Raw genomic sequence first — 13554 nt, forward strand, 5'->3', positions numbered from 1 at the left:
CCCAAAAAGCAGAATTTCTCGCCCCTGTTGGCGGTGATCGCCAAACTCCCGACACAGACCGCGACACCATCAGCGAACAGATCAGCCGCCTAAACCAAACGCCTGAACAATTTCGTCAAATCGACACGTTCATGAAGCGTCGCACGCACATGAGCCAATCAAGCGAAATCGCCCTAACCTCTGATGAGTACGCACCTTATATCATCAATCAAGGCTTTGAGCTTGGCAAATTGGGTGATGTCAGCGATATTCACGATCTAAGGGCTTATTTTAAAGACACACCAAACGGCGAGAATGCGCCCATCACGCTAGAAATTGGCTTTGGCATGGGTGACAGCCTGATCGAGATGGCAAAAAACGACCCAACGCGCAACTTCGTTGGCATCGAAGTGCACGAACCCGGCATCGGGCGCACCGCCTACATCGCTCACGAGCTTGGACTAACCAACCTCAAGGTGCTAAGCGGTGATGCCATCGAGCTACTGACGAATCTGCCCGAAAATCACCTTGATACCGTTCAGCTATACTTCCCAGACCCATGGCAAAAAAAGCGTCATTACAAACGCCGCTTCGTCACCACGCACCGCATGGAAATCGTGGCTCGCACCCTAAAGGTAGGCGGTACTTTCCACGCAGCCACCGACTGGGAGCATTATGCCCTATGGATGCTTGAAGTACTTGATAATATGCCTATTTTTCGTAATACCGCAGGTCAAGGTAACTTCACCCCGCGCCCAGATTTTCGCCCTTATACCAAATTTGAAAAGCGCGGCTTTGATTATGGGCGCAGCTCTTGGGATCTCATCTACCAAAAAGTATAAAATCCCAAAATCACCCCAAAGACGGCATATAATGTCGTCTTTTTTATTCATCACATTGGCTGTCAAATCCCACACCAATTGAGCTGTTTCACAAAAAATTACGTTTGTCATATTTGTGAAACATGCTACTTTTTGGCGTAAAATTCACTCCTTAAAAAATCTTAAAAATTAGCTAAAAATTACGTTTCAGTCACGCAATGCTTTGAATTTATTGGGCTTAAAATATTATCCACAAAAACTGTGGATAACTTTGTGGAAAAGGCGGGCTTTTTGCGAGCAAGGCCATATAAATAGGCACTTTAACCGTACTGTCATAAATCCACAATGATTGTAGATAACTTTTATTTTATAAATAAAATCAATAACTTATAAATTTATAAAATTAGATATTGACAAATCTATTTTCATAATAATACATTTTATTAGGCTGGCAGATGTTCCACAAATTGGTGTATTTTTTTATGTGGAACTTGTGGATAACTTTTATTTTGATGATTGTGCCAGTCCTAAATGCAAGTTTTTCTAGCTCACATTTGATACGATGTTCAGACATAAAAACACTACGATAAATCGCAATTTGCACGCAAAATTATGTTATAATAAATAAGAATTTATTGGATGTTTAACACTTACTTAGTAATATCAATTAGGCAAATATATGAGCACAAAAGCGAAGGATGCGACCACCAGCGTCGATGAAAATAAAGAAAAAGCACTCAAGGCAGCACTTGCACAGATCGAGAAAAGCTTTGGTAAAAACACCATCATGTATCTTGGCGACGAGTCAGCCAAAATCGACGTGGATGTGGTCTCTACAGGCTCATTAGGTCTTGATATCGCATTGGGCATTGGCGGTCTACCAAAGGGTCGTATTATTGAGATCTTTGGCCCTGAAAGCTCTGGTAAAACCACCCTCACCCTACAGACCATCGCCGAATGCCAAAAGCAAGGCGGCACCTGTGCATTCATTGATGCTGAGCATGCTCTAGATCCAATCTATGCGCGCAAGTTGGGTGTGGACATCGATAAGCTCATGGTGTCACAGCCAGACAACGGCGAGCAAGCCCTAGAGATCGCTGACATGTTGGTGCGCTCTGGCGCGGTGGACATGATCGTCGTGGACTCTGTGGCAGCACTCACCCCAAAAGCTGAGATTGAAGGCGAAATGGGCGACAGTCACATGGGTCTGCAGGCACGTCTGATGAGTCAGGCGCTGCGTAAAATCACTGGTAACGCCAAGCGCTCTAACTGCATGGTGATTTTCATTAACCAGATTCGTATGAAAATTGGTGTTATGTTCGGCTCACCTGAGACCACGACAGGTGGTAACGCGCTTAAATTCTACGCTTCGGTGCGTTTGGACATTCGCCGTACAGGTCAAATCAAAGAAGGCGAGGACATCGTCGGCTCTGAGACTCGCGTCAAAGTCATCAAAAACAAAATGGCGCCTCCGTTCCGCCAAGCCGAATTCCAAATCATGTATGGCGAAGGCATTAACCGCCTAGGCGAAGTTGTGGATCTGGGCGTAGACATCGGCGCGGTTGGTAAATCTGGCGCATGGTACAGCTATGGTGAAGGCAAAATCGGTCAAGGTAAAGCCAATACCGTAAAATACTTGGCAGAGAATCCTGACATCGCACAAGAGATCGAAAACAGAATCCGCCAAGAGAAAATGGGTAACACCGCACCTATCAGCGAATCTCACGCCGATGATAGCGAACCTCCTGAATTCATCGAAGGCATGGAAGATGACAACCTGTTTTAAGGTTCAATCTTAGCGTGACATCCTAGCATGACCACCATCAAAACATTGGCAGAAATATTGGCGGATATGGGCGAACCTGTATCCGCTGATTCATCTGATGGTAATGCCCATCAGCCATTAACTAAAATCAAAAAAACACAATCTACCCAATCGGATAATCCAACTGCTAAGAAGTCAACCCAAAACCCTTGGCAGGATTTTTGTAAATTAACATTATCAGCGCCTAAGAAAACCCATCCGCCGGCCGATGATGCAATTAGCAAACCCGATCCGCAAAGTCCATCCAACACACCCAAAAAACACAAATCTCGCAATAAGCCCAAAACAACCCTACAGCCAAACATAACTCATGTCTTAGCAGACAGCAACCAGACCATTTTGGATGAGAGTACCATTCAGACTCTTCAAAAAGTTAGCATTGAGCCGGTTTACCAAAATGACAAAGCTGTTAACAGGCTAAGATGGCTTGCTTTTTATTATCTGTCCAATCGTGAATTATCACAAAAACAGCTGCGTCAGAAACTGCTTGACAAAGACTGCGACCCTGACATGGTCTCAGATTTATTGGATGAATTTGCCGATAAAGGCTACCAATCAGATGAACGCTGCGCCCACATGCTGATCCGCGAAGGCGTGCGGCGAGGTCGTGGCAAAAGACACATCAATCAAAGTCTAAAAAAAGCTGGCATAGACTTACCCCACTCACTTGATGAACTCATTGATCAAGCGGGCGTGGAGAGCATCAGCGATGGCACCATCTTAGATAATGAAGCAGCCGCTCAAGGCGAGATCAATTGGTTAAAACTCGCCATAGAAGCACGCTGCAAGAAATACGGCGACACCATCCCAAAAGACCCAAGAGAAAAAGCCCGTCAATTGCGATTTTTGCAATATCGAGGCTTTGAGATGGATGTATGTTTTGATGCGCTTAAGTACACACTTGATCAAATGGATGAGCTGATTTAGAAACACTCCCACACAGCGATCTGATTCATCTTAGGCTTGGCAGTCACCCCAAGCTTGCGCCAAGGCATATTATCACCATGATAATCACTACCCACTGATACCATAAGCCCCTGTTCAGCGATACATCTATCAATCATTGCGCGCAGGCTCATTGGTTCATTATTTGGCAATTCGCACGCATCACCACCCATCTGTGCAAAATCCTCAATCAGCCTTCGTGTGCGTGTCGCTGACAGTCCATAGCGCGTCGGGTGCGCCAACACAGCCAAGCCACCACATTCATGGATTAGCTCGATCGTCCTTGCCATACTCATAGTCTCTATTTCGACATAGGCGCATTTACCATCTGCCAGATATTTATCAAAGGCAGCTTGCACACTATGGACGAATCCCAGCTCATGCAACACCTGTCCGATATGCGCCCGACCAATGGCACGTGGGTTATTTCCTGCTTTGATTAACACCGCCTGCCATAAAGTCTCGGTGAGCATCTCGCTATCATTATCAATTAATATCGTGCCCAGTTTCTCAATCATACGTCGCCCACGATGATGGCGGCTGTCTTGCAGCGCCTGTAGAGCATCGTGCATTCTTTGTGTGTCGGCGAAATTCAACGCAACAACATGGATGATTTTTTGTAGTTCTTTATTTTTACCATACCCACCTGCCAGAGCATGAGCGCAACTAATCTCAACACCATTAATCAGTCGAATGCCGCACTCTTCTGCTGCCTGCCTAGCTTCTGCCACACCTGCAATGGTATCGTGATCCGTCAGCGCAAAAGTCTTAATGCCAACATCAAAGGCCTTTTTTACCAGAGCGGCAGGTGTATTAGTACCATCTGATGCGGTGCTGTGGCTATGTAGATCAATCATATTCATCCCCAAAAACAAAAGCCCTATACATGGTACAGGGCGATTGCATTGACACTGATTAGTCGTTTTTGTTTTGTTGCTGCTGTTGCAGGTAGTTGCCTACGCTGATCGGCTTAGTCACTGGGCGTGGCTGAGCTTGTGGAGCAGCTTGTTGTTGTGGCTGCTGGCTAGCGATTGCGCTCACATGATCTGCAGGTGCAGATTGTTGATTTACAAACTGAGTCTTAGGTTGATCATCTACTGTTAGACCTGTTGCAATCACAGTTACGTAGATGTCATCACCCATTGATTCATCATCCACAGCGCCGAAGAAGATGTTGCCCTCATCGATGTTCGCGATACGACCGACCACTTCGGCAACTTCATACGGTTCGCTCATGCCGATGTTCGAACCTACGATATTGATGATCACGCCTTGAGCGTTCTTCAGTAGTAGATCGTCAAGAAGTGGAGAGCGGATTGCTTTTTCTGCCGCTTCTGCTGCACGACCTTCACCACTGGCACGGCCAATACCCATCATTGCATGACCTTTTGCTGTCATGGCAGTGTGCACGTCGTTAAAGTCGATGTTAATCACACCAGGTTCACGAATCGTGCGAGTGATTCCATCAACCGCCTGCAGAAGAACGTCATTCGCCTTAGCAAATGCATCTTTCATGGTCAGACCGCGATAAACTTGCAGCAGTTTTTCGTTTGGCACTGTAATGATTGAGTCAACGTACTGAGCCAGCTGATCAATACCTTCTTGAGCAAGCTTAGCACGCTTACCACCTTCAAATTTAAATGGTGTGGTCACAACTGCAACGGTCAAGATGCCTTCTTCTTTGGCAATACGAGCAATCACAGGGGCTGCGCCCGTACCTGTGCCGCCGCCCATACCAGCAGTGATGAACACCATGTCATAATCAGACAGTAGCGCACGAATTTCAGCTTCGTCACTCTCAGCTGCTTCACGACCCACTTCAGGGTTAGCGCCGGCACCCAAGCCACGAGTTAGCTCGCTGCCAAGTTGTAGTTTGTTTGGCGTGGTAAGCTTACCAAGTGCTTGACGGTCAGTGTTTGCCGCCACAAAATTGATGCCTGTAACGTGTTGATTTACCATGTGCTCAACTGCGTTGCCACCGCCACCGCCAACACCAACAACGATAAAACGTGCTTGTCCATCTGAATCAAACTGTGTGTCATCTGACATGCTGTACTTAACCATAACTTACTCCAAGAATTTGAAAATCATCGCCCAAAGGCATTAAAACCATTTTTTGATTTGGTTGGTGAATACCTGCCAACCTTCAGAAACTTTATTTGTCAGCTTGTTTTGAGCTGAAACCTCGCCATAGCTGTCTTTGATGAATTGTTCGCCATTCTGATAAAGTAGCGAACCTATCACGCTGTGCAGCTTATTATCTTTTAGATAACCATTAAGTAGCGCAATATTGTCATCGGTTAGATTTTTTGGACAAATGCTGACGCGTCCATTCGTGGTCATCATACGAACCGGCAGACCCCATTGACGACCCACAAAATAGCTAAGACCATCAATCTGAGTGGCGCCGCCTGCCAAGACAACACCCGCTTCGATCTGCGATGACAGGCCCAAATCATCAAGGCGCTTACTGATGCGCATAAAAATATCATCATAACGCGCCGCGATCACACTACTCAATCGACGCAAGCTCACCGTTGATTCTCCTCCCAAGCGACGCTTTAGAGTTACAAAAGCTGCACGCTTGGCAGGGTCGAGCTGAACAGTGCCCTGCTGATGCTTTAGACTCTCAGCTTCAGACACCGACAAGCCAAGCTCTGTCGCAATGTCAAAAGTAACCGTCTGACCACCCACGTCCAAACAATCGGAAAACAAGAGCGAACCACCACGATACACACAAACTTTCGTCGTACCCAGTCCAATGTCAATAAAACAAACGCCGCGCTCTTTTTCTTCTTTGGTTAGGGCATATTCAGCACTGACCACGCCATCAAATAAAGTTGCCCCTACCGATGCCTCTGCTGAATTAACCACATCAAGAATCTGCGCATGGTAATTGGCAGGCAGCGCCATGACATGGTTTGCTACGCTAATCTCATTGGCGTGCATGCCAATTGGATCTTTAACCTCTTGGACGCCGTCTAGATAACTTAGCAGCTGACATGATTGCAATAACGTATAATCTTCAGCACGCAGCTTATCAGCAATCAGCTCTTTAGCGCGATACAGATCGCTTTGTTGAACTGTGGTGTGCGCTCTGCTCTTGTGCAAGCTAAGCTTTTGCATGTCGTTCATTGAGGTCATGAGGGGTGATGCAAACGATAAGCACACCTCATGGATATTCACCCCTGCCATGTCACCGGCTTCTTGCAGAGACTTATAAACCGCGCTTAATAAGTGCTCACGACGTTCGATCTTACCGCCAACGAATGCATCTGTGCGCGCCAAACCCACCGCCGAGACCTTGATCTTTGGCTGTTCAGGCGTACCTGTTGCATAGCCGACTACTGTATAAACAGCAGTTGAACTCAAATGCAACGCAACCTGTAGGTCTGACATAACTATCCTCAATTAACCGGCAAAACGCCACAAAAAAAATCTCAAAAAACCACAATAACCATCGACTTACGTCGCACGCACGAGCTTTGTAATATTTTAGCATTGATGGTGATTTTATAAAAGAGCAAAGCCCATAAAAATCAGGGATTTATTTCCCATTTAAACAAAAATCAATCGAAATTAAACGCTTTTTAAAAAACATTCTTCATCAAGAAGTTTTCGAGCCTGAATCAGACGGTTTTTGAGGTATTCCAGCAGTTTTCCAAGCAATGGCAAAACCGTTTTTATAGCGCAAATCTACCGACTGAATTTTTGGCAATTCTTTGGCAAGACTGCCCGCCAAAAGCGACGACAAACTAAACAGTTTTTGTTCGGTGTTCTCATGATCGACAATCACACGAAGCCCGTTATCAAAACGAATCAGCCAAGTCTGACGCGACGTCAATGTCATGTCTTCTGCTGTCATGCCAAGCGGAGAAAACCATTCATTGACTCGCTGCATCTGACGCATCATGTCCGTTGCATCATTGGTGTGACCGCTGTACAGATGAACCAGATTCTTATCCATTAGCTCGCGCTCATCAGCCGGCACGAACACCGCACCATTGGCATCAAGCAGATGCTGACTACCGAAATTAGCCACTGCACGTCGTGGCACGACAGAGACAATGACACCTTGCTGCCAATCGCGCTTAACGCTGGCACTCTCAACCCACGACAAGCTAGACACCACTTGATGAATACCCATCAAATCCGCGCCAAAAAACTGAACCTGCCCGAATGGCGCGGTCGCGGTTTTTAGCGAATTCGCCTGAGATTCGGTCAGATTGCTCAATTCTAAGACAAGTGGGCGTTTTGGCGCCTGCTCAATACCCTTCATCGCTGCAACAATCAAGCCGCCAAGCACAATGGCTACCATGAGCAAAATCTGCCATAGTTTTAGAACTCGACGTGCATTTTTAGTATTGACTTGGGAATTCATGGGGAATTTGCGCTAAATACGATAAATTTGTATATAGTAACGCATTTTACCGATAACACCAAGCAAAATATCAACCGAAGCATGATTTTTTACATCAAGTTACAGTTTAAATTTGCAATCATCACTTATCTTTAGACAATAAAAAAGCCGAATCAATTATCGGCTTTTTTATTGGTTTGAATTTTAGGACAAGGTCTGCTCTAGGATGGTCACACATAAGGTTGCAAAATCAATTCCTGCCTGCTTTGCCGCCATTGGCACCAAGCTATGATCCGTCATGCCTGGTACGGTATTGATCTCTAATAAGTATAATTTACCATCGTCAGACTTTAGAAAATCAACACGCGCCCAGCCGCGACCACCAATGCCACTAAAGGCACGTCTCGCAAGCTCGCCCATCTCACGCTCCTGCTCATCCGTCAGATCTGATGGGCATTGATATACGGTGTCGTCACGCAGATATTTGGCTTCATAGTCGTAGAATTTACCCTTAGGGATGATGCGAATGCTTGGCAGCACATCATCACCCAACAGAGAACACGCGTACTCACCGCCTGTGATTGCTTTTTCCGCCAGAATCTCGCCGTGATACTGCTTAAGCTCAGGGTATGCTTTTGCCAAATCGCCTACCCTCTCAATCATCATCACGCCAACGCTAGAACCCTCAGCTGCCGGTTTGACAAATAAAGGAAAGCCCAATTCTTTTTCTACTTGCTCAAAATCACTGTCGTCATTTAGGACCACATAAGGCACGTTCGGAAGCCCCAATGACTGCCAAAGTAAGCGATTGCGAAATTTATCCATCGCAACAGCAGAAGCCAGTACGCCACAGCCCGTGTATGGAATATTAAAACCATCCAACACGCCTTGTAGGCTACCATCTTCGCCAAATGTGCCATGCAGCACATTAAACACACGGTCATAGTCACGCAGCTTCGAGATGTCGGTCTCTTTGGGGTCAAAATGATGCGCATCCACACCTTTTGAAAGCAATGCATCTAGCACCGCCTTGCCACTATTTAATGAAACTTCGCGCTCACTGCTCGTACCACCACAAACAACAGCCACTTTACCAAAAGCAGTTGGATCAATCTTTGTCATATTATCTCTCAAATGGTTTAATTATTTATCTATGAATTATTTTAGATACAGTTCGTTATCTCTTAGGTCCAAACAAATCTGCCCCACATTGCCCGCGCCTTGAGTGATCAGAAGATCACCAGCTTTTAGGACGCGCTGCATGACTGGTGCTAGATTTTCTTTATCCACGAGCGTTGGCTCAACTTGTCCACGCAGACGAATGCTGCGCGCCAATGACTTGGTGTCAGCACCGACAATCAGTGCCTCGCCTGCTGGATACACATCCAACAAAAGCAGCTCATCAACATTCGACAACACCTCAACAAACTCATCGAAGCAGTCGCGAGTACGACTATAACGGTGCGGCTGGAACATCATCACTAAGCGGCGCTCAGGATAGCTTTGGCGAGCCGCCTTGATGGTGGCCAGCACTTCGGTTGGGTGATGTCCATAGTCATCAATCAATAGTACGTTACCGTCATCTACAGCAACGTCCGCCTGCTGTTCAAAGCGGCGACCCACGCCTGCAAACTTACTCACCGCACGGACGATCGCCTCATCATCCACACCTTCGTCAGTCGCCAAAGTGATGGCAGCCAGCGCATTTAGGACGTTGTGCTCGCCAGGGATGTTTAAAGTCAGGCGAAGTGGCTCACGATCCTTACGCAGCACAGTAAAATGCGTGCGCGTACCTTCCACCTCTAGATCGGTCGCCTGCACGTCATTATGCGCACCAAAACCGAAAGTTAATACAGGGCGCGCAATGTCATCAATCATGCCAGACAATTCTTGATCATCGCCACAAATTACCGCCAATCCATAAAAGGGCATGTTTTGCAGGAATTGGATATAAGCCTGCTTTAGCTTATCAAAACTGCCGCCATAGGTCTCCATGTGATCTTCATCGATGTTAGTCACGATCGCTGCCATCGGACGCAGCGATAGGAATGACGCGTCCGACTCATCCGCCTCAGCGACCAAATAACGAGAGCTGCCCAACGATGCGTTCTTGCCCGATGCGTTTAATTTACCGCCAATGACATAAGTAGGATCAAGACCTGCTTCGGTAAGCATCATGGTTAGAAGACTGGTGGTTGTCGTCTTGCCGTGCGCACCCGCCACCGCGATAGAATGACGATAGCGCATGAGCTCGCCAAGCATGTCAGCGCGACGAACCACGGGAAGACGCGCCTGTAGCGCGGTTTGAATTTCAGGATTTGTCTTATCAATGGCAGATGACACCACCAATACATCAGCATTCTTAATATTAGATGAATCATGCCCGATAAATACTGTCACACCAAGGCTCTCTAGGCGCTTGGTGACGGGACTTTCTTTGATGTCTGAGCCTGTCACGGTATAGCCTTGGTTGGCAAGCACCTCTGCGATACCGCACATGCCTGCACCGCCAATACCTACAAAGTGAATGGTATTGATGCGACGCATTTCAGGGATTTCGATGAGTTGTTTGGGTAGTTTGGTGTGATTCATTCTTTATCCTAATTTCATTTTTGTTGTTTGGGTGTTGATGACAGCGTTGGCTACCACAATAAATTTTTGCCACTTTTTTCTAGATGACATACAGTTGGTCAAAAACAATCTTAGTATGGCAGGTCAATTTGACAGCATTTTCAAACCCTGCCTGAAAAACTGCCTTTGCCACATCCTGCTCGCCTTGTCTGTTTTGCAGTTCACTGGCAACAAAATATATCTCAGCTTTACTGTCTTGTGCCAGCTTGCTCAAAAAATCATAAAAGTCATCATTTAGCACACCGCCATTGGTTACAAACTGTATTCTGCCATAAACAAAGGGATTTTGGCAGACGATTTCGTGCTTAAAATAGCGGCTTTTTGGTGCATCTGGCAAAGCAGAATGACTGATAATCAAAGTGCATGATGACATAAGGTATCCTTACATAGTGGTGTCTAGCCAATCGTATCCAGCACGATGTCTGCCACTTTGACTGCCGAATCCGCCTGAGCTTTGCCGTGGGTTTTTTGTGCCATGGCAAGGCATTGCCCACGCGTTAGGTCGTTTAAAGTCTGGGCAAGACGCTCGCCCGTCAGCTCACTTTGGGGCAATAATATACCGCCGCCGTGATTGGTCAGACTCTTGGCATTAGCAGTCTGATGATCATCCACGGCGTGCGGCAGCGGAATGAAAATCGGCGCCACGCCCACACTTGCAATCTCGGTCACCGTCAAGGCGCCTGCTCGGCACACGATCACATCCGCCCAAGCATAAGCTGCCGCCATGTCATCGATGAACGGCATCACTTCAAAAATATGGCGCGACGTGTCAATATTCGCGCGAGAATACGCCACAATCATGTCTTGATGATTGTCTTTACCGCATTGATGGCGCAGACTGATTGGGCGATTTAGATAACCGAACATTTCAACGACCGCCTTATTGATCGCTGCCGCCCCAAGGCTACCACCAACCACAAGCACCTTAAGCGGCGATGTATCATTATCATCATAGCGCTCATTAGGCGGTGCAATCTGACTAATATTGGCACGCACAGGGTTGCCCACGGTCAACAGGCGGCGCCCAAATCCATCGCCAAAAGCACCATCAAATGCCTGCAGGATCTTATCCGCATGACGTGCTAGGTTTTTATTGCTCATGCCGACGATGGCATTTTGTTCATGGATGATGAGCGGTTTTTTTGAAAGCTTGGCAGCCAGTCCGCCAGGCGCCGTTACATAACCACCAAAACCCACCACAGCATCGATGCGCTCTGAGGCGATGATGTTTTTGGCTTTCATGACAGCCTTGAATAGCATGAATGGTAATTTTACCACGCGCGCCAAGCCCTTGCCGCGCAGGCCTTGCATATCGACATGGTGCATCTTATGGCCGTGTTTTGCAACCAGATCATTCTCCATGCCATTAGGCGTGCCCAACCAATGGACAGTTGCGCCGCGCTTGGTTAGCTCATCCGCCACCGCCAACGCAGGAAAAACATGACCGCCAGTACCAGCCGCCATCATCAAAATATTCATTACTTTTCCAAATTAATTCGTTAAATAACAGGATGTTAAAAACAGTATTGTGAAACAAAATGCCGATAAATACAAGGGGAAAATATCATTCACAAAAAAAATTCATCAAACAGCAACATTTAAGCCACTAAGATAATATGATTGGCATTTTGCCTGTTTTGGCATTGATTATCTTGCGTAGCTTCTCAATTCTATTAATGGCATTTTGGGTAGATTGATTGGCTTTTTCGATGTCATCTTGGGTGACACTTCGAGTATTCTCGCCAAACAATAATGCATGAAATAGATGGTTTGCAAACATGTCCTGATGACAGTGATAATTTACCCCAACCTCAAAATCAGGATTGTCAAACAATGTGGCAATCATGGATGTATCAATGGTAGCAAGCCCTAACGCACCATCTTCACCGCCAAACTTCTTAAAAATCTCATCGTCATCAAACCCACCCAATGCCAAAAAATAAGGACGGTAAAACATCATATTACTACCTGCAGTCATCTCAAAGGTACGCCAAGCGATATCAAATTCAGGATGATCAGCAAACTCCTTGGGAAGGTTGATCGGCGTCATTGGCAGTCGTATCATCCCCACATCAAACTGCGAGAACACCATCGCGCACGCTGACAATACTTGGCTCTGATGGCTGTCATCAGCATCCAAAAAAGCAATAAAATCCGACTTGGCAAGCATCGCACCCCAATTTCTGGCTGTGGCAACGCCTTTATTGACAGGCAGTTTTTCGATGTGGATTAGATTAGGATGACTCTCTTGCAGTCTAGTAATAACCTGCCAAGTCTCATCAACTGAGCCATCATCGATGAGGTAAACCCTACCTAGATTCGATTGGGAAAGCACGCTCATCACGGCTCGCTCGATGGTGTCGGCAGCGTTATAACAAGGGATGATGACGTCGATGAAGAGTTCTGACATGAGATATACGATATTTTTTGCGTATTTTAGCACAATCAAGCCATTCAATTAAACACAAAAAAGAGCAGATATTCACCTGCCCTTTTTGTATTAAGCTTGATAAATTTATGCGTCCAATGATTCACCTAAAATCACACCGCCGTCTTTTTTGGTGATGACAACCGTGCCTGAACGCGGCGTCTTACCGCCTGCCACCGCACCAAAAGCCCCTTCTGGATGCTGAATATTGATGAATAATGCCTTAAAATCAGGCGTCATGGTGATGCCTGTCACTTCTGAACCAGCAGGACCCACAAAGAAACGCTTTAAGGTGTCAGGCGTGGCCGTCGCCCCGATGTGCGTCATCTTACCGGTGGTGGTAGAGATAGCCTCGCCATCGCCAATCTTATTTGGCAGTGCTGCCAGCAGCATACAGTTGGTGGTCTTGGTATAAGCACCATCATCCGTCTGAATCCACAGAACGCCACGTGGGTCAAAGAACAGGCCATCCGGTGATGACAGATCGTTCTCAGCGGTTAGCTTAGATAGATTCTGCTCTGCCTTATCGTGTGGAGAGGCGAACAGGTAAATGTCCCAGCGGAAC

13 protein-coding genes are annotated in these 13554 nt (G+C 46.6%); 3 read left to right on the forward strand and 10 right to left on the reverse strand.

Annotation, left to right across the window (positions count from 1 at the left end; genetic code table 11):
* Positions 1 to 68: 68 nt before the first annotated feature.
* The 3 genes from trmB to GY683_RS02525 all read left to right on the forward strand — a co-directional run bounded on the left by trmB (position 69) and on the right by GY683_RS02525 (position 3552).
* Positions 69 to 821 (forward strand): tRNA (guanosine(46)-N7)-methyltransferase TrmB, encoded by a 753-nt coding sequence (trmB, locus tag GY683_RS02515; protein WP_297287256.1) that lies wholly within the window; start codon positions 69 to 71, stop codon positions 819 to 821.
* Positions 822 to 1479: 658 nt separating this feature from the next.
* A complete protein-coding gene (recA, locus tag GY683_RS02520) occupies positions 1480 to 2586 on the forward strand; it encodes a recombinase RecA (RefSeq protein ID WP_297287244.1) in 1107 nt (368 codons plus the stop codon).
* Positions 2587 to 2613: 27 nt separating this feature from the next.
* Positions 2614 to 3552, forward strand: a complete 939-nt coding sequence (locus tag GY683_RS02525) for a regulatory protein RecX (RefSeq protein ID WP_297287245.1) — start codon at positions 2614 to 2616, stop codon at positions 3550 to 3552.
* On the opposite strand, the gene GY683_RS02530 is transcribed toward GY683_RS02525, so the two are convergent.
* The 10 genes from GY683_RS02530 to GY683_RS02575 all read right to left on the reverse strand — a co-directional run.
* The gene (locus GY683_RS02530; protein ID WP_297287246.1) at positions 3549 to 4433 is read right to left on the reverse strand and encodes a PHP domain-containing protein; all 885 of its coding nucleotides are present in this window, start codon (positions 4431 to 4433) and stop codon (positions 3549 to 3551) included. The genes GY683_RS02525 and GY683_RS02530 overlap by 4 nt on opposite strands.
* 52 nt (positions 4434 to 4485) lie before the next feature.
* Positions 4486 to 5634 (reverse strand): cell division protein FtsZ, encoded by a 1149-nt coding sequence (gene ftsZ / locus GY683_RS02535; protein WP_297287247.1) that lies wholly within the window; start codon positions 5632 to 5634, stop codon positions 4486 to 4488.
* A gap of 39 nt (positions 5635 to 5673) precedes the next feature.
* On the reverse strand, positions 5674 to 6969 hold the full coding sequence (gene ftsA / locus GY683_RS02540; RefSeq protein ID WP_297287248.1) for a cell division protein FtsA: 1296 nt from the start codon (positions 6967 to 6969) through the stop codon (positions 5674 to 5676).
* A gap of 208 nt (positions 6970 to 7177) precedes the next feature.
* Positions 7178 to 7951 carry a cell division protein FtsQ/DivIB gene (locus tag GY683_RS02545; RefSeq protein ID WP_297287249.1) on the reverse strand — a complete coding sequence of 258 codons (774 nt, stop codon included), beginning with the start codon at positions 7949 to 7951 and terminating at the stop codon, positions 7178 to 7180.
* 183 nt (positions 7952 to 8134) lie between these two features.
* On the reverse strand, positions 8135 to 9052 hold the full coding sequence (locus GY683_RS02550) for a D-alanine--D-alanine ligase (protein WP_297287250.1): 918 nt from the start codon (positions 9050 to 9052) through the stop codon (positions 8135 to 8137).
* Positions 9053 to 9088: 36 nt separating this feature from the next.
* Positions 9089 to 10522 (reverse strand): UDP-N-acetylmuramate--L-alanine ligase, encoded by a 1434-nt coding sequence (gene murC, locus GY683_RS02555; RefSeq protein ID WP_297287251.1) that lies wholly within the window; start codon positions 10520 to 10522, stop codon positions 9089 to 9091.
* Between the two features lie 79 nt (positions 10523 to 10601).
* Entirely contained in the window at positions 10602 to 10934 is a 333-nt protein-coding gene (locus GY683_RS02560) for a hypothetical protein (protein ID WP_297287252.1), read from the reverse strand.
* A 23-nt stretch (positions 10935 to 10957) separates the two neighbouring features.
* Positions 10958 to 12040, reverse strand: a complete 1083-nt coding sequence (murG, locus tag GY683_RS02565) for an undecaprenyldiphospho-muramoylpentapeptide beta-N-acetylglucosaminyltransferase (RefSeq protein ID WP_297287253.1) — start codon at positions 12038 to 12040, stop codon at positions 10958 to 10960.
* A 127-nt stretch (positions 12041 to 12167) separates the two neighbouring features.
* Positions 12168 to 12971, reverse strand: a complete 804-nt coding sequence (locus GY683_RS02570; RefSeq protein WP_297287254.1) for a glycosyltransferase family 2 protein — start codon at positions 12969 to 12971, stop codon at positions 12168 to 12170.
* A gap of 105 nt (positions 12972 to 13076) precedes the next feature.
* Positions 13077 to 13554: alkaline phosphatase PhoX (locus GY683_RS02575; protein ID WP_297287255.1), on the reverse strand; the 478-nt coding region annotated here is incomplete at its 5' end.

This window comes from Moraxella sp., from assembly GCF_024227015.1.
In the GTDB taxonomy this organism is placed as follows: Bacteria; Pseudomonadota; Gammaproteobacteria; order Pseudomonadales; family Moraxellaceae; genus Moraxella.

Bases quoted from the DNA above. Each gene is read 5' to 3' on its own strand.
- recA (WP_297287244.1), top strand. From the start codon at position 1,480: ATGAGCACAAAAGCGAAGGATGCGACCACCAGCGTCGATGAAAATAAA.
- GY683_RS02525 (WP_297287245.1), top strand. From the start codon at position 2,614: ATGACCACCATCAAAACATTGGCAGAAATATTGGCGGATATGGGCGAA.
- GY683_RS02530 (WP_297287246.1), bottom strand. From the start codon at position 4,433: ATGAATATGATTGATCTACATAGCCACAGCACCGCATCAGATGGTACT.
- ftsZ (WP_297287247.1), bottom strand. From the start codon at position 5,634: ATGGTTAAGTACAGCATGTCAGATGACACACAGTTTGATTCAGATGGA.
- ftsA (WP_297287248.1), bottom strand. From the start codon at position 6,969: ATGTCAGACCTACAGGTTGCGTTGCATTTGAGTTCAACTGCTGTTTAT.
- GY683_RS02545 (WP_297287249.1), bottom strand. From the start codon at position 7,951: ATGAATTCCCAAGTCAATACTAAAAATGCACGTCGAGTTCTAAAACTA.
- GY683_RS02550 (WP_297287250.1), bottom strand. From the start codon at position 9,052: ATGACAAAGATTGATCCAACTGCTTTTGGTAAAGTGGCTGTTGTTTGT.
- murC (WP_297287251.1), bottom strand. From the start codon at position 10,522: ATGAATCACACCAAACTACCCAAACAACTCATCGAAATCCCTGAAATG.
- GY683_RS02560 (WP_297287252.1), bottom strand. From the start codon at position 10,934: ATGTCATCATGCACTTTGATTATCAGTCATTCTGCTTTGCCAGATGCA.
- murG (WP_297287253.1), bottom strand. From the start codon at position 12,040: ATGAATATTTTGATGATGGCGGCTGGTACTGGCGGTCATGTTTTTCCT.
- GY683_RS02570 (WP_297287254.1), bottom strand. From the start codon at position 12,971: ATGTCAGAACTCTTCATCGACGTCATCATCCCTTGTTATAACGCTGCC.